Source organism: Lacinutrix sp. YIN62 (genome assembly GCF_057219185.1).
Map to the genome: position 1 here is coordinate 1 of NZ_JBXVVH010000002.1, position 17502 is coordinate 17502.

Annotated in this window: 16 protein-coding genes; 10 read left to right on the top strand and 6 right to left on the bottom strand. The window is 32.7% G+C overall.

Annotated features, from left to right (window positions below):
• The 10 genes from AC2D8I_RS01475 to AC2D8I_RS01520 form a co-directional block, all read left to right on the top strand.
• On the top strand, nucleotides 1-245 hold a 245-nt coding region (locus AC2D8I_RS01475), incomplete at its 5' end, for a T9SS type A sorting domain-containing protein (RefSeq protein ID WP_484704215.1).
• Nucleotides 246-452: 207 nt separating this feature from the next.
• Nucleotides 453-2840: a heavy metal translocating P-type ATPase gene (locus AC2D8I_RS01480; protein WP_484704216.1), complete on the top strand. Its 2388-nt coding sequence runs from the start codon at nucleotides 453-455 to the stop codon at nucleotides 2838-2840.
• Nucleotides 2841-2901: 61 nt separating this feature from the next.
• A complete protein-coding gene (gene ccoS, locus AC2D8I_RS01485) occupies nucleotides 2902-3087 on the top strand; it encodes a cbb3-type cytochrome oxidase assembly protein CcoS (protein WP_484704217.1) in 186 nt (61 codons plus the stop codon).
• Nucleotides 3088-3098: 11 nt separating this feature from the next.
• A complete protein-coding gene (gene ccoN / locus AC2D8I_RS01490; RefSeq protein WP_484704218.1) occupies nucleotides 3099-5294 on the top strand; it encodes a cytochrome-c oxidase, cbb3-type subunit I in 2196 nt (731 codons plus the stop codon).
• A gap of 5 nt (nucleotides 5295-5299) precedes the next feature.
• Entirely contained in the window at nucleotides 5300-5485 is a 186-nt protein-coding gene (locus AC2D8I_RS01495) for a CcoQ/FixQ family Cbb3-type cytochrome c oxidase assembly chaperone (protein ID WP_484704219.1), read from the top strand.
• Nucleotides 5482-6369 (top strand): cbb3-type cytochrome c oxidase N-terminal domain-containing protein, encoded by an 888-nt coding sequence (locus AC2D8I_RS01500; protein WP_484704220.1) that lies wholly within the window; start codon nucleotides 5482-5484, stop codon nucleotides 6367-6369. The genes AC2D8I_RS01495 and AC2D8I_RS01500 overlap by 4 nt, the downstream gene beginning before the upstream one ends.
• 9 nt (nucleotides 6370-6378) lie before the next feature.
• Nucleotides 6379-7803, top strand: a complete 1425-nt coding sequence (gene ccoG / locus AC2D8I_RS01505; RefSeq protein ID WP_484704221.1) for a cytochrome c oxidase accessory protein CcoG — start codon at nucleotides 6379-6381, stop codon at nucleotides 7801-7803.
• A gap of 91 nt (nucleotides 7804-7894) precedes the next feature.
• The gene (locus AC2D8I_RS01510) at nucleotides 7895-8341 is read left to right on the top strand and encodes a FixH family protein (protein ID WP_484704222.1); all 447 of its coding nucleotides are present in this window, start codon (nucleotides 7895-7897) and stop codon (nucleotides 8339-8341) included.
• Nucleotides 8342-9043, top strand: coding sequence for a sulfite exporter TauE/SafE family protein (locus tag AC2D8I_RS01515; protein ID WP_484704223.1), 702 nt, complete (start codon nucleotides 8342-8344; stop codon nucleotides 9041-9043).
• A gap of 15 nt (nucleotides 9044-9058) precedes the next feature.
• Nucleotides 9059-10312, top strand: coding sequence for a pyridoxal phosphate-dependent decarboxylase family protein (locus AC2D8I_RS01520; RefSeq protein ID WP_484704224.1), 1254 nt, complete (start codon nucleotides 9059-9061; stop codon nucleotides 10310-10312).
• Between the two features lie 102 nt (nucleotides 10313-10414).
• Here AC2D8I_RS01520 and AC2D8I_RS01525 read toward each other — a convergent pair whose 3' ends face one another.
• The 6 genes from AC2D8I_RS01525 to AC2D8I_RS01550 all read right to left on the bottom strand — a co-directional run bounded on the left by AC2D8I_RS01525 (nucleotide 10415) and on the right by AC2D8I_RS01550 (nucleotide 17455).
• On the bottom strand, nucleotides 10415-11254 hold the full coding sequence (locus AC2D8I_RS01525) for a universal stress protein (protein ID WP_484704225.1): 840 nt from the start codon (nucleotides 11252-11254) through the stop codon (nucleotides 10415-10417).
• A gap of 13 nt (nucleotides 11255-11267) precedes the next feature.
• Nucleotides 11268-12632: an oxygen-independent coproporphyrinogen III oxidase gene (gene hemN / locus AC2D8I_RS01530; protein ID WP_484704226.1), complete on the bottom strand. Its 1365-nt coding sequence runs from the start codon at nucleotides 12630-12632 to the stop codon at nucleotides 11268-11270.
• A 101-nt stretch (nucleotides 12633-12733) separates the two neighbouring features.
• The gene (locus AC2D8I_RS01535) at nucleotides 12734-13576 is read right to left on the bottom strand and encodes a universal stress protein (RefSeq protein ID WP_484704227.1); all 843 of its coding nucleotides are present in this window, start codon (nucleotides 13574-13576) and stop codon (nucleotides 12734-12736) included.
• 90 nt (nucleotides 13577-13666) lie between these two features.
• Nucleotides 13667-14707 (bottom strand): response regulator, encoded by a 1041-nt coding sequence (locus AC2D8I_RS01540; RefSeq protein ID WP_484704228.1) that lies wholly within the window; start codon nucleotides 14705-14707, stop codon nucleotides 13667-13669.
• A 13-nt stretch (nucleotides 14708-14720) separates the two neighbouring features.
• Nucleotides 14721-16247, bottom strand: coding sequence for a sensor histidine kinase (locus AC2D8I_RS01545; protein ID WP_484704229.1), 1527 nt, complete (start codon nucleotides 16245-16247; stop codon nucleotides 14721-14723).
• Between the two features lie 137 nt (nucleotides 16248-16384).
• Nucleotides 16385-17455: a sialidase family protein gene (locus tag AC2D8I_RS01550; RefSeq protein ID WP_484704230.1), complete on the bottom strand. Its 1071-nt coding sequence runs from the start codon at nucleotides 17453-17455 to the stop codon at nucleotides 16385-16387.
• Nucleotides 17456-17502: the final 47 nt, after the last annotated feature.

The following is a 17502-nucleotide window of genomic DNA, read 5'->3' on the forward strand; positions in this document are numbered from 1 at the left end:
CTAATAACAATGCCTTAGATTATAATTTAACGATCTCCCCTAATCCTGCTCAAAACGCTTTATATGTAAACACGTCTTTAAAAAATATAGAGTATAGCTTATACAGTCTAACTGGACAAAAAATAAGCACTGGTATAATAGGAAACGCAAATAAAATTGATGTTAGTAATCTTAAACCTGCATTATATATTATACAATTCAATAATGGAGCAAAAACAATTACCAAGAAATTTATAAAAAACTAATGCTTAAAATATAGTCTCCCAACACCCTAAAGCGGTCTTTAACGTTATCGTTAAAGACCGCTTTTATTATTAAAATATTAAGAACCGTCCTTTTACATTTAAGCTCTTCCCATATTGTCTTATAAATACTTAAACTGATATATATCATTTAATACTTTTATATTATAAGTAACCTTTGCTATTAACTACAATTAATGAGCAATAATTATGGAACATAAAAAATGTTACCACTGTGGAGATGATTGCGACAGTACGACTATTTTTTTTAATGAAAAATATTTTTGCTGCAATGGTTGCAAAACAGTTTATGAAATTTTCTCAGAGAATGACCTCACTTGCTATTACGATTTACAATCGTCGCCAGGGGCCATCCCAAAAGAAGTTGAAGGTAAATACGATTTTTTAAACCAGGAAGACATCATTAACAAACTCCTTGAATTTAATGATGAAAACACTCAAATTGTAAGTCTTTACATCCCGCATATCCACTGTAGTTCTTGCATTTGGATTCTAGAAAATCTACATAAATTAAAACAGGAAATATCATCATCTCAAGTAAATTTTGGAAACAAAACTGTTCGCGTCACATACAATTCTAAAACCACGTCTTTAAAAGAATTAGTCTTACTTTTGTCTGCCATTGGCTATGAACCCTATATCAGCTTAGATGATTTTTCTACAGGAAAAAAACAGATCAATAGAAGTTTAATTTACAAACTAGGCATTGCCGGATTTGCCTTTGGTAATGTAATGTTTCTCTCATTTCCAGAATATTTTCAAGTAAATGGTTTTTGGATAGAACAATACAAACCTCTATTTAGATGGTTAATGTTTGCCTTCTCTTTGCCTGTAGTTTTTTATGCCGCGCAAGATTACTTTATCTCTGCATTTAAAGGCTTACGTGCTATGCTTTTAAATATGGATGTCCCCATTGCATTAGGTATAAGTGTCCTTTTTATTCGCAGTACTATTGAAATTATCTTCGACTTAGGCACCGGTTTTTTTGACAGTCTTACGGGACTCGTGTTTTTTCTATTGTTAGGAAAATTCTTTCAACAAAAAACCTATTCTTTTCTATCATTCGAACGCGATTACAAATCTTATTTCCCAATAGCAATAACCAAACTAACAAAAGAAGACAAAGAAATACCCATTCAAATTTACGACATAAAAAAAAGAGACCGATTACTTATTAGAAATGAAGAGCTCATTCCTACAGATAGCATCCTAATTAATGGTAATGCAAATATTGACTATAGTTTTGTCACTGGAGAATCTGAAACAGTAATTAAGCAATCTGGAGACAAACTTTTTGCAGGTGGTAAACAAACCAGCGGCGTTATCGAAATAGAAGTTCTTAAATCTGTAGAGCAAAGCTACCTTACCCAACTCTGGAGCAACGACGTTTTTAACAAAGATAAAACAGCTGCATTCACCACACTTACCAATAGTATTAGTAAACATTTTACTATAGCAATACTTTCTATAGCTTGTATTGCTACAGGGTTTTGGTTTTTCTGGGAGCCATCAAAAGCAATGCATGTATTTACAGCTGTACTCATTATAGCTTGTCCTTGTGCCATTGCACTTTCGGCGCCTTTTACTTTTGGAAATTTATTACGTTTATTTGGAAACGCTAAATTCTATTTAAAGAACGCTACGGTTATCGAGCAATTAGCAACCATAGACACCATTATTTTTGATAAAACAGGCACCATTACTTCTAATAAAAAAAGTGCTGCAACCTATGAAGGAGAAACACTATCTGAATTAGAAAAATCTTTGTTAAAAAACACTTTAAGAGGATCTAATCACCCTTTAAGCAGAAAACTATATAGTCTTTTAGAGGATTATGGCATTATTACTTTAGATACATTTGAAGAACACCTAGGCAAAGGAATTGAGGCTACACACAACAAGAGAAACATTAAAGTTGGCTCTGCAAATTTTGTTGGTAAACATCAAGAGCCCCAAATACTAAACACAGCCGTTCACATAAGTACAGATAGTAATTATAAAGGGAAATTTGTTTTCCATAACGCCTACAGAAAAGGACTCTCTAAACTATTCAATAATTTAAAAAAAACATACGATTTAGCCATTTTATCTGGTGACAATGAAGGGGAACTGGATAATTTAAAAAAGCTATTGCCTTCTAAAACCAAACTTATATTCAATCAAAAACCTAATGATAAGTTAGAATACATTAAATACCATCAAAACGAAGGCGCTAAAGTTTTAATGATTGGCGATGGTTTAAATGATGCAGGCGCATTAGCACAAAGTAATGTAGGCATCGCAATATCAGAAAATGTAAATGTATTTTCTCCTGCTTGCGATGCCATTCTAGATGCTTCGAAATTCAAGCAATTAGGGCGTTTTATACACGCTTCTAAAAATGCTATCAAGATTATAAAATGGAGCTTTATTCTCTCGTTCATTTATAATGTTATTGGTCTTTATTTTGCCGTAACGGGGCAATTATCACCAGTAATAGCAGCTATTTTAATGCCTTTAAGCTCTATTAGTATTGTGGTGTTCACAACTTTGGCAACCAATTTTTCAGGGCGACATCTAAATAAAGAGGAAAGCTGATAAATATCATATTATAAGAATCATTATGCCAGTAATTTTGTCTTTTAACTTCTAATAAGATATGAGTGTTATATATATATTATTAACCATAAGCATTGTCGTAGCAATCGTTTTTTTTATCGCATTTATAATAGCTGTAAAAAAAGGACAGTTTGATGATGGTTATACCCCTTCTATTAGAATGCTTTTTGAAGATGAATTAGTAAAAACGCAACCAAAAATAACAAAACAAAATAAAACAGACTAATTACACTTACTATGGAGATGCAACAATTTTATTACGATAACAAGATCGTTAAAAAATTCCTTTATGCCACAATGGTATGGGGAACAGTAGGAATGCTGGTAGGACTTCTACTCGCTTTTATGTTCCTGTTTCCTAACTTAACCGATGGTATTTCATGGCTTAGTTTTGGCCGCTTAAGACCTTTACATACTAATGCCGTTATTTTTGCCTTTGTAGGTAATGCTATATTTGCGGGAGTTTACTACTCCACTCAGCGCCTACTTAAAGCGAGAATGTTTAACGATACGCTAAGTAACATTAACTTTTGGTGTTGGCAGCTTATTATAGTTGGAGCCGCCATTACATTACCACTAGGCTACACAACCTCAAAAGAATATGCCGAATTAGAATGGCCTTTTGATATTGCAATTGCTGTGGTTTGGGTTGTTTTTGGATGGAATTTAATTGGAACTATTCTTAAAAGAAGACAACGTCATATGTATGTTGCAATATGGTTTTATTTAGCCACATTTGTAACTGTAGCAGTGCTTCATATTTTTAATAGTTTAGAAGTTCCTGTTAGTGGCTTAAAAAGTTACTCAGTATACGCAGGTGTTCAAGATGCTTTGGTACAATGGTGGTATGGACATAATGCCGTAGCTTTTTTCTTAACAACTCCATTTTTAGGGTTAATGTATTATTTTATACCTAAAGCAGCGAATAGACCCATTTATTCCTATCGCCTTTCCATAGTACACTTTTGGTCATTAATTTTCATATACATCTGGGCAGGTCCACATCATTTATTATATACAGCACTTCCAGAATGGGCACAAAATTTAGGTGTAGCGTTTTCAATTATGCTATTAATGCCCTCTTGGGGAGGAATGATAAACGGATTATTAACACTGCGTGGTGCTTGGGACAAAGTCCGAACAGATCCTGTTTTAAAATTTATGGTAGTCGCCATTACCGGTTATGGTATGGCTACTTTTGAAGGCCCTATGCTTTCTCTAAAAAACGTTAATGCTATTGCTCATTTTACAGATTGGATTATAGCTCACGTACATGTAGGTGCCTTAGCATGGAATGGTTTCTTAACCTTTGGAATGATTTATTGGTTAATCCCAAGATTATTCAAAACAAAGTTATACTCTACAGGTTTAGCAAACTTTCACTTTTGGATTGGAACCCTAGGAATTATAATGTACTCTTTACCAATGTACGTTGCTGGTTTTGTACAAGCGAGTATGTGGAAACAGTTTAATCCAAATGGGACTTTAGTTTATGGGAATTTTTTAGAAACTGTTTCCGAAATTATCCCGATGTATTGGATGCGTGCTATTGGAGGTTCTATGTACATCGTAGGGATGTTAGTATTAACTTATAATGTAGTTACTACAATTAGAAGATCTCGTAACTCCGTAAACGATGAATTAGCAGAAGCACCAGCCTTACAAAACGTATCCAAAAAACGTGTAACAGGAGAAGGCTGGCACACTTGGTTAGAACGTAAACCCGTTAAATTAACCATTTTTGCAACCATAGCTATTTTAATTGGCGGGATTGTACAAATCGTACCAACTATAATGGTAGACTCAAATATTCCTACCATTAGTAGCGTTAAACCGTATACGCCTTTAGAGTTAGAAGGACGAGATATATACATACGCGAAGGTTGTGTGGGGTGCCACTCACAAATGATACGCCCATTTAGAAGTGAAGTAGAACGTTATGGAGAATATTCTAAGGCCGGAGAATATGTTTATGATCATCCCTTTCTATGGGGAAGTAAACGTACAGGTCCCGATTTACATCGTGTAGGAGGAAAATACTCCGACAACTGGCATCTTAATCATATGTACGACCCTCAAAGTACTTCAAGTGGTTCTATAATGCCTGCATACCAATGGATTGTTAGAGATAAACTTGACAAATCCTTAACCGAAACAAAAATGAAAGCGATGGTCTCACTTGGAGTTCCATATACAGAAGAAGACATTACAAATGCGCAGCAAAACATGTTAAAACAAGGTACTAAAATAGAAAAAAACCTTTATACAGATCCTGATTTTGCAGAAACCTATGAAGCTGACAAGGCTTCTGGAGGCCCCGATTTTATAGAAATGCGTAACCGCGAAATAGTAGCACTTATTGCATATTTACAGCGATTAGGAACCGATATAAAAGTAACAGATTTAGAAGAATTAATAACTACCGAAAATTAAGAGTTATGCTAAAATTTGTAAAAAACCATATGGAAAGTATTACTGGTATAGAAATATATCCACTCATATCTTTACTCATATTTTTCACCTTTTTTGTTATTCTATTTTGGTGGGTAATTACTGCCAAGAAAGAATATATCACAACTGTAAGTAACCTGCCATTAGATAACCAAAACGACACAACACTATGAGAACCTTATTCCCATCTTGGTTAAGAGCCATTACCTTATTCTTTACTGTTTTCGGACTTATAGAGTATTTTGTAGACTCTGGAGATAAACCAGCATTTATAGAACATCCTATCATTGTGCTGTATTTATTACTAATACTTCTACTCATTATTGGTGTAGAAGTAATCCTTTCTACATTAGAAAGCATCTTATATAAAACGCTTAGCGATGAAGCTAAAGCAAGATATACCGCGAAGAAAAACAAACTCCCAGAATTTAAATGGTTAAAGAATACGTATAAAAAACTGCTAGGAGCGAAACCTTTAGAAGAAGAACACGAAATTATTTTAGACCATAACTATGATGGTATAAAAGAACTAGATAACAACTTACCGCCATGGTGGTTGTATGGCTTTTATGCCTCTATAGCCTTTGGGTTAATTTATATGGTAAAATATCATATTTTTAATGGAGACAATCAATATGATGAATTAGAAACGGAATATGCTGAAGCTAAAATAGCTATTGAAGAATATAAGAAAACAGCCAAAGATTTAGTCGATTACAAAACAGTAGTTGCCTTAACAAACCCGTCTGATTTAAATAAAGGACAAACAATTTTCGCTAAAAACTGTATTCCTTGTCATATGGCTGATGGTGGCGGAGGTATTGGCCCTAACCTAACTGACAAAAATTGGATTCTTGGAGGCGGCATTAGTAATGTTTTTAAAACAATTTCTGAAGGCGGTAGAGATGGTAAAGGTATGATTGCTTGGAAACAAAACTTGAAACCTTCAGAAATAGCGCAACTAGCGAGTTATGTTTTAACACTACAAGGAACAACCCCTGCTAAACCTAAAGCTCCAGAAGGCGATATTTGGGAAGAACAAACAGAATTAAAATAAAAAACAGCATTGGAAACTCCAGAAAACGAAATATTTAGAGACACTATTGGTACCATCGATAATGAAGGTAAACGCGCCTGGGTATTTCCTAAAAAACCTAGCGGAAAATTCTATAAGTACCGAAAAATAGTTAGTTATATTTTATTGGCGTTCCTTATTACAGCCCCATTTATAAAAATTAATGGCAATCAATTCTTAATGTTCAATATTCTAGAAAGGAGATTCAATATTTTCGGATTTCCTTTTTGGCCTCAAGATTTTCATCTTTTTGTAATATCAATGATCATTGGTGTTATTTTTGTAACCCTCTTTACAGTCGCCTTTGGACGTATATTTTGCGGTTGGATCTGCCCGCAAACTATATTTTTAGAATTGGTTTTTAGACGAATAGAATATTGGATTGATGGCGATAGAGGCAAACAAATGCGTTTAGAAAAGCAAGCTTGGGATATTGAAAAAATAAGAAAACGCACATTAAAATGGTTCCTTTTTTTAATCATTTCATTTGTTATCGCTAATGTTTTTCTAGCTTATTTAATAGGGAGTGACAAACTAATACGATATGTTATCGATGGTCCATTCAAACATATGAGTACCTTAATTTCCCTGATTATTTTTACAGCTGTTTTTTACTTTGTCTTTGCTTGGTTTAGAGAGCAAGTATGTATTATTGCATGCCCTTACGGAAGACTACAAGGCGTACTTTTAGACAATAAATCTATTGTTGTTGCTTACGATCATAAACGTGGAGAAGCCGAAAACGGCAGAAAAAAATTCAGAAAAAATGAAGACCGAAATGCGCTTGGTCATGGCGATTGTATTGATTGTCTTCAGTGTGTAAATGTATGTCCTACAGGAATAGACATAAGAAACGGTACCCAATTAGAATGTGTTAACTGTACAGCTTGCATAGATGAATGTGACCATATAATGGAGAGTATAAACCTCCCAAAAGGCTTAATACGTTATGCCAGTGAAGATAATATTGAAAAAAAGGCTCCCTTTAAGCTTACAGCTAGACTAAAAGGATATATAGCTGTACTCGCTATTCTTACTGGTGTTTTAGCAGGAATGTTAGCACTACGAAATGATGTAGAAGCTAGAATATTAAGACTTCCTGGTCAATTATACGAACATAAAGGTCCTAATATTATTAGTAACGTTTTCACCTATAAACTCATTAACAAAACCAATGACACTATAGAGGATGTAAGTTTTAAACTTAGAAAATATAAAGGGCTTATAAAATTAGTTTCAACTAAAAACAGCTTTACAATACCTGCCCAAGGACTAGCAGAGGGCACCTTATTTATTGAAATAGATAAAGCAAATTTAAAAGGCGATAAGAACAAATTAATGATAGAAGTTTATAATAAGGACAACCTTATAGAAACAACTACTGTTAGGTTTCTAGGGCCTAGAAGTTATAAATAAAGCAGAGTCTATTACTTATTTAAGATAATCGAAAGGCTAATAAAATAATAAAAAACATCCTTCTATAAAGAAGTTATAAAATCATAAAAAAATGAAAATGAATTGGGGAACCGGAATTGTAATAGCTTTTATTGCTTTTATAAGTTTTATAATGTATTTCGTTGTGAATATGAATACCAACAAAAAATACGATCATGATCTTGTTACAGACGATTATTATCAACAAGAGTTAGAATACCAAAACGATATAGATAAAGAAAAGAATGCAAAGCATCTCGAGCAAAACTTAAGTTGGAAAAAAAACAAACAAGGATTGATTATAACATTTCCTAGCAATTTTGATGAAAATCTTATTTCTGGAAATGTGTTTTTATACAGACCGTCTAACAAACGTCTAGATCTAAAACTACCTATAACACTACACAACAACATTTTAACAATACCAGATTCTAGTCTATTAGAAGGACGTTGGAATATAAAAATAGATTGGGAATACAAAAAACAAACTTATCTCTATAAGAAAGAAATCATCTACTAAATGTTAATATCTGCGCTCATATTTGGTCTTTTAGGAAGTTTTCATTGCATTGGTATGTGTGGTCCAATTGCCTTTATGCTCCCCGTAGATAGAACAAATTCTTATAAAAAAGTAAGTCAAATATTTGTTTATCATCTAGGGCGTTTACTAGCTTATAGCATTATTGGGTTGTTTTTTGGATTAATTGGAAAAAGTTTATACATCTTTGGGTTACAACAAAAATTATCTATAATTATTGGCTTAATTATGATTACAGCTGTGTTAGTTCCGCATAGAGTATTTGGAAAATATAACATATCAAAACCGTTATATAAACTTATTAGCAAAGTGAAATCTAATTTAGGAAAAGCGCTTAAAAAGAAAACGACAGATACCTTTATCTCCATTGGGTTCTTAAACGGCTTCCTCCCATGCGGTTTAGTTTATATGGCCGTTTTTGGAGCTATAGCAACAGGTAGTGCTTTTCAAGGAAGTCTTTATATGTTCTTGTTTGGTTTGGGAACCATCCCTTTAATGACCTCAGCAATTTATATCGGTAAATTTTTGAATATAAAAATTAAAAAACGCATCCAAAAAGCGGTTCCTATTCTGGTTATAATCATAGGATTACTATTCGTTTTACGTGGCTTAGGCCTAGGTATTCCGTACCTCTCGCCTACGCCGGTAGTAGAAATAATATCAAGTGCTATAGAATGCCATTAAATTAAATCATAAAAAATGACGACCTGGATAAAAAAAAATCAAGAAGAAATAAAAGACACCGTATTTAAGGCATTAAACGATAATGTAAACTATACAACTCAAAATATATTAGGGATTCCTGCTTCCCAACTAAATGAAGAAGTCTTTAATCAAGACGCCCCTTTTCTTAAAGACGCGCCTTTTATGTCCTCACTAGTAAAAAACCCCAATCATATAGGCTGCCATACTCTAGATAGTTCTGAAGGTTATTTTTCTGGTACTCAAAAAATTGAAAAAGAACTTATTGAGTTATGCGCTGTAGATATTTTAAAAGGTGAACCATTAAAACAAGATGGTTATGTAGCCTCTGGAGGAACAGAGGCCAATATCCAAGCCATATGGACCTATAGAAATTACTATATGCAAGAATACAATGCAGCACTCGATGATATTTGTATTCTATGCAGTGAGGATAGCCACTATTCTATGGATAAAGCTAGTAATTTACTTTCTATTTCTATTCTCAAAATCCCAAATAATGAAAGTGATAGATCCCTTTCAAAAAGCACTATTGAAGCCCAATTAAAATTAGCCAAATCGTCTGGTAAAAAATATTTTATTGTAATAGTTAATATGATGACAACTATGTTTGGAACCGTAGACGATATCGAGCTGTACATAGCGACTTTAAAACAAACAGAAGTTCACTTTAAAATACATATTGATGGTGCTTTTGGAGGTTTTTATTACCCTTTTTCGAATGAAGAAAACACCTTAAATTTTAAAAATGAAGACATAACGTCATTCACTTTAGATGCACATAAAATGGCTCAAGCGCCTTATGGAACTGGTATTTTCTTAATACGAAAAGGCTTTATGAAATATGTAAATACCGAGCAAGCGAGTTATGTCCTTGGGCAAGATTCTACATTAATTGGGAGCAGATCTGGCGCTAATGCCATTTCAGTCTGGATGATTTTAATGAAAAACGGCCCTTTTGGTTGGTTTGAAAAAATTCATACTTTACAACAACGAACCCAGTGGCTATACAAACAGTTAAATAAATTATCTATTGAATTTTATCATTTTCCAACATCAAATATAGTCACTATTAAAAGCCGTTTCATAGATAAAGCAGTCGCTAAAAAATTTGGTCTTGTTCCAGACAATCATTTAAACCCTAAATGGTATAAAATAGTTGTAATGAATCATGTAACACTTGAGAAATTAATATTACTCATCAATGATTTAAAAAAAGAACCTATTCTTCAAGACGAAAGCGGTTATTAACTAACACATACCTTTCTAAATTTAAATAATTAAAGAGGCTATTGACATCTATATATAGAATCAATAGCCTCTTTCGGGTCACTAACTAATAAAAATTAAAAATTACCTATGTATTTTAAATGTCATTACTGGTATTATAGAGTGATTTGCTAGATCTTCTGAAATGCTTCCTTCAAAAAAATGAGCAATTCCCTTTCGGCCATGCGTTGCAATTGTAATTAAATCTGCTTCCACTTTTTGAGAAAAATTAAGAATTCCCTTTTCTACGGTATAATCTGCAGTATAATGTACATCATGTATATTTTCTAAACTACCATCGGCTTTTTTAAGAAACAAGTGAACGCGTTGCTCCATTGCTTTCTGACTCAAAAAGCGCTCATTTGGTAAATTCACGTATAAAATAAACAATTGCGCGCCAAATTCATTAATCAGTTTTCGAGCATTTATATATGCACTTATTGACGCTTCAGAAAAATCACAAGCAAAAACTACCCTATTTATATTATCTTTTTGAGGTTTATTTTTAACTACAAATACCGGAATGCTAGAATGTCGTACTACCTTTTCGGTATTAGACCCTATAAACATCTCTTTAGCGCCACTAGAACCGTGAGATCCCATAACAATTAGGTTTGCATCATGTTCTATTGCAATATCATTTAATTCTTTAAACACCTTAAAATGTTTAATAATGGGAGTAATTGTAACGTTTTCTAGGTAATCCTTATCCAAAAAAGACACAAAACTTTGTTCTGCTAGCTTTAAAAAGAAAAAAGATTCATTTTGCAGTTCTCTGGAACCTTTAGTTAAAACGGTTTCTGAAATCTCTAACATATGAACTATTAAAATTTCAGCTTTTATATTTTTAGCAAGCTGCGCAGCTGTTTCTAGCGCATACTCAGAATGTTCGGAAAAATCTACGGGTACTATAATTTTTTTCATATTAACTAAAAGCTTATACTGTCATTGAAAACAGCTGTTTTTGAGGTTCTTTTCTTTGTAGAAGCAAATCGAAAGCCATACATATATTTCTAACAAATGCTTTTCCTTTATGAGTAACGATAATATGTTTAGGTCCTATTTCTACTAATCCATCTTGCTCCATTTCTTGAAGTTTAATTAAAATACCTTTTAATTCAGGAAAAAACATATTTTCGGAATCCCATGTTGTTTTAAAGGCGCACATTAAATTAGAAATATGCTGTCTAATTGTTAAATCTTCATCATTAAGAATATGACCTCTAAAAACAGGCAAAACATTAGATTCAACTAAATGAGTATATGCTTCTATTCCTTTTGTATTTTGAGCAAACCCATACCAACTATCGCTTATTGCAGAAGCTCCAAGCCCTACCATTGCTTGTGTTTTAGAAGCGGTATATCCCATAAAATTCCTATGTAAGGTTTCGTTTTCCATCGCTTTATACAGTTTATCCGTTTTTAAAGCAAAATGATCCATTCCTATTTCAACATAACCTGCAGCCTCTAAAAGCATTTTTCCTTGTTGATATTGAGCTCTTTTTTCTTGAGCAGAAGGTAAATCTTCATCATTAAATCCACGTTGTCCATTCCCTTTAACCCAAGGCACATGCGCATAACTATAAAAGGCCAAGCGATCTGGTTTTAATAGCTTTGTTTTCTCGATGGTATGGACTACGTGCGCTACCGTTTGAAATGGTAACCCAAAAATAATATCATGCCCAATAGAAGTATATCCAATCTCACGAGCATACTCTGTAACTCGTTTAACATTCGCAAAGGGTTGCACACGATGAATTGCTTTTTGTACCGTTTCATTATAATCCTGCACACCAAAACTCACGCGCCTGAACCCTAAATCGTACAATGCTTGTAAATGTGCTCTTGAAGTATTGTTAGGATGTCCTTCAAAACTAAATTCATAGTTTTTTGTTAAAACAGAGTTATCTAATATTCCTTTTACCAGTAGCTTTAAATTTTCAGGTGTAAAAAATGTTGGAGTACCACCTCCAAAATGCAATTCTTTTATTTTTGGTTTTTCATCGAATAACTCACAATATAATTCCCATTCTTTCAATAAGGTATTAATGTAAGGCATTTCAACATCATGACGCTTTGTAATACGTTTATTACAACCACAAAAAGTACACATACTCTCGCAAAAAGGGAGATGCACATATAAACTTAACCCTTCACTACTATTACTTTCATTAAAGGATTTAATGAAGGACTGCTCCCATTTTTTTAATGAAAATGTATTCATATTCCAATATGGAACTGTTGGGTAACTAGTGTATCTAGGTCCAGGAATATTATATTTATGTATTAGATTATTGTTCATACCTATCGTATTATTCTGTAAAGTTAGAGCTAGTCATTATTTTTAAATATGATATTTATCATATAACTAAAGTTAAGTCTACTCTCAAAATTGCCAAATTCCTACTCATGTAGCACAAAAAAAGGAATATCGGTATGATAACTTATGTTTTCAACTGTTGGATGAAATAATATTTTTTGAAAATAGTTTAAATTCTTTGCGACCATAGTGATAATATCAATATCCTTTTTTTGAACAAAACCTTGTATTGCATTTTCGACTTTCTTTCCTGTTAAGAAATGGAAACTATGGTTATAGCTATTAAAATAGTCTTCTAAAAGTTCTTTATTCTTCTTTTGGCTTATATTTAAGTCTTCCTTTTCCTTGCTAATATGAAGCACTCTCAAAGCGGCGTTGTTTGTCTCTAAAATTTCTGAAATAGGATTCAGTATTTCTAAATTGTACAATAAAGAATAATCTGTAGGAAAAGCAATCTCTTTAGGGACGCTATAATTTGTATTTTCTGGAACAACAAGCGTGGTACATTTTACTTTTGTAATAATATCCCCTGTATTACTTCCTACAATATGTTTTTTTAAACCTGTTGCGCCTTTAGTACCAACAACAATGGTATCTATATGCTTTTCATCTACTTGTTTTCGTATCGACTCTATAAAAAAATCATGATCTACAATCGTATAAAACTTATGCTTATCATTTTTTAAAAATGCTTCTGAAACCCGTTTTAAAACTGTTTTTAATCGTTTTTTTGGTTGGTCTAAATCCACTTGACCAATACGCGTTTGGTGAGGTGTATAAAAAGCATCTTCAATTGTTATAGCATTAGGAGATTTTACATACAACAGATAAAAATTGCAGCTTGTTTTTTTAAAAAAATGAAGTGCATAACTTATAGCATTCCATGAGTTTTCGGAAAAATCTGTTGGTAGTAAAATATTTTTCATTAATATATAGCTTTATATTAACAAATTTATATTTAAGATTTTTCTCAAAAAATGATATTAATCATATATCCTTTTCAAAAAGGAGAATCCTTATTCAATATGCTTTAATTTTTCAAGGTTTAAAATTCTAATATTCCTTCCTTCTATAGCAATAAGTCCTTGCTTTTTAAAACTAGACATTGTGCGAATCAATGTTTCTGTTGCAATGCCTGCTACACTAGCTAAATCGTTTCTAGAAATTTTTATTGGCTCTTCTGGCTTAGGGTTTAATTTTTCGGCAAATTTTAATAGTGTTGTAGCTGTTTTCTTATGAACAGAGCTATAAGCCATTTGTAATAATTGATCCTTTACACCTGTTAAATCATCGGTTAATAATTGCATAAGCGCTAACATTAATTTATGATTGGTTTCTAAAACACCTTTTAACATGGGGGTAGGAATACCTATTAACTGACTCTCTTCTATAGCAATTGCCGTTTCTTGGTAGGTAATATTTTGTGTAAATGATGTATAGCCAAATAAATCCCCTGACTTATGCAAAGCTGTTGTTAACTCTTTCCCTTGTATGTCTAATTTATAACATTTAACCACACCACTAGCAACTAAATAAATACAATTCGCATGTTGCCCTTCGCTATAAATAGTATCGCCTTTTGAGAATACAGAAACACTGCCTTTTGTTTCAAATAAATTCTTGAGATCATCAAGCGTTTTTATTTCTGCTTCTGTTTCGTCGCTTCCATCTCCCTGATCATTTAAAATGGCTATTTTTGCCAAACGACTTTCGATAGCACTAATCAGTTCTTCTTCATTAAATGGTTTTGTTATATAATCATCGGCACCTAAATCCATTCCTTTTCTTACATCTTTACGTTCTGTTTTTGCAGACAAGAATATAAACGGAATACATCTGGTTTCTACAATATTGGCCAATGTATTTAATACACCGTAACCATCTAACTTGGGCATCATAATATCACTAACAATAATATCTGGCAACTCCGCTTTAGCCTTTTCCACTCCAAGAACTCCATCTTGAGCTGTAATGACATCATACCCTGAAAGTTCTAGTAATTCTGCTGTATTTTCTCTTAAAACCGTGTCATCCTCTATTAATAGTACTTTTTTCATTCTTATCATTCTATTAAAGTGGTAATTTATTTTTTAAAGCTTCTCCTTTATTAGGTATCATTATTGTAAATGCAGAACCCTTATTCTCTTCACTCTCAAAACTAATAACACCTCCCAAGTGCTCTAAATGCGTCTTTACAATATTTAAACCGATACCCGTGCCTTGAGTTAACAAAGCGTTCTCCGCCCTAAAATAACGATTAAAAATATTTTTTTGCTCTGCTTTTGGGATTCCAATCCCATTGTCTTTAACTCTAAAAGTTGTACACCTTTGATCTTGTTTAATTAAAAGATCTACAATAGTATGTTCTGGAGAATACTTAATCGCATTATGTACCAAATTAGATAAAGCTAATTCTATGATTTTCTCATCTTGTTCCAGTGATATTCCTTCAATATTATCGGGATAATTAATTCGTTGTCCCTCCTTTAAAAGCATATTACAATTATAAATAACTTCATTAACAATTTTACTAACTTTAAAATGAGTAAACTTATAATTTACTTTTCCCGTTTCAAGTTTTTCTACCGATAGGAAATCGTTTAATATATTGTTAAGGTAATTAACCTTCTCTGTTACCGTTTTAATATGCTTATCTCTTTTGTCTTGTTGGGTTTCTAATGTATATTTACTTAAAAGCATTGCAGATGTTAGAATCCCACTTAATGGTGTTTTAAACTCATGAGACACTAACGATAAGAATTTAGTTTTCAACTCATTGAGTTCCTTTTCTTTTTCTAATGCCACCTGTAATTCCTTAGTACGCGCTTCTACAGTCCGTTCTAATTTTTTAGTATAATTCTTTCTTTCTGTTATATCTAAAATAACAGCAAAGAAAACCTTTTCGCCTTTAAACGTAGACATTTGCATATGTACCTCTACAGGATAAACACTACCATTTTTACGTTTGTGTATGGTTTCAAACTCTATCTTTTTTAAAGTATTTTTTAGTAATGGATCTACAATTTCCTTAAATTGTTCTTCAGAAAATTCTGGTTTAATATCTATAGGCGTCATCCTTTTAAGCGCCTTTAAAGTATAGCCAAGATTCTTTATCGCGCCATAATTCACGTTCATAAATTTTAGTGTATCCGCTTCAAAAACAAAAACCTCGTTTAACGACTCATCAAAAATAGTCGCCATATGATTACGTTCTTGCTCGGCATACTTTCGCTCTGTAATATCAATAACTAATGCCATTACATAGTTTTCACCGTAAATTGTAAAGGGATTTAAACCTGCTTCAACAGGAAATGTACTCCCATCTTTTCTTTCGCCATAGAGATCGCGTCCATGGCCCATTTGGCGACTTCCTCCTTGCTGTATAAAATCCTTAAAATAAGCACTATGGCCAACATGATAATTTTGAGGAATTAAAACATTTAAAGGACTTCCTATTAATTCATTCTTATCGTAACCAAACAATTTTTCTGCAGAGTCATTAGCTTCTACTATATTTTGATGTTTATCCACAATAATAACACCTTCTGAAACGGCCCCCAATAGGATATTAAAAATATCTTGATTTTGTTGAAACATAACTATTATATATACGGCATAAAGGTAATTAATTTAGGAATTTAATTACAATTGCCCCCTTAAGTTTTTCAGATATTAAACAAGCACGTGCCCATCTTTAGATTCTTTTATTATGTAATAGGTTTTTCTTAAATGATTTATTTAAAGGTTAATTTAGAAACCCTTCCGTTTCCTGCGGCATAAGCGACACTATCATTTATAAAACGAACCGTATAATACCCCTCATCACTTAAATGCTTCCACGTATTACCATTATTTGAGGAATAATCTATGCCTTTAAAACCGATGGCTACTAATTCTTTTCCTTTGCTATTGGGTAAATATTGTATACAACTTCTATAACCAGGCTCTTGATTTTCTGCAACCAACGCCCATGTTTTTCCGCCATTTTTTGTAACTATCTTATTTTTTGCGTTCGCTTCTGGTTTAGTATAATCGCCTCCAATAGCAAAACCATTAAGCGCATCGTAAAAATCTATAGAATACATTCCTGTAGTTTCTTTTCCTTGTACAATTGGCGTCTCAAAAGCTTCCCAGGTATGTCCCTTATTTGGTGAATATAAAATACGACTCGCTTTTCCGCCAGTAGCCACCCATGTCTTATCACCTATAATAGCGATATTGCTGTTACTCGCAGCAAAAGCAGCTTCTCCTTCTTTAGCCTTAGGTAATAAACTACAAGCTAATTTCTCCCAGGTTGCTCCTCCATTACGAGTAACAATAATACTCATACAATTATCTGTAGGGTCGCCAATAGCAATACCCTCCATATCATTCCAAAAATCTATTGCATCATAAAACACTTTTTTATGTGTTTCTTGATAAACCAAAGTTGTATCTTCGTTTGTCATTTTATACAAATAGGCTGGACTACCTATAGATAATCCAAAACTAGCATTTGTAGTACTTGCAATAGCTCTAAAATTTAGGTTTTTATTGTTCTTATCTATTCTAATAGGGTAACTTACTTCATCAGTATCTATAGATATTATTCCCCCATTACCATTTGCAGTTAGAAAAACCATCTCGCCACTTCCTTTTACAATTTCTAAAGCCCTTACATTCAACACCGAATCCTTCAAAAGCACTTCAATTTTAACTTCAGAAAACGCTTTTGATTTAAACTCTGTTTCTTTTTTAAATTCTTTTTTCCCACAAGAAAAGAACAACAGTAATACTACCACAATAACAAAGCTTATTTTATTCATGTTTTAAAATTTTATTTTAGCCACTAAATATAATCTATTTAAATGTA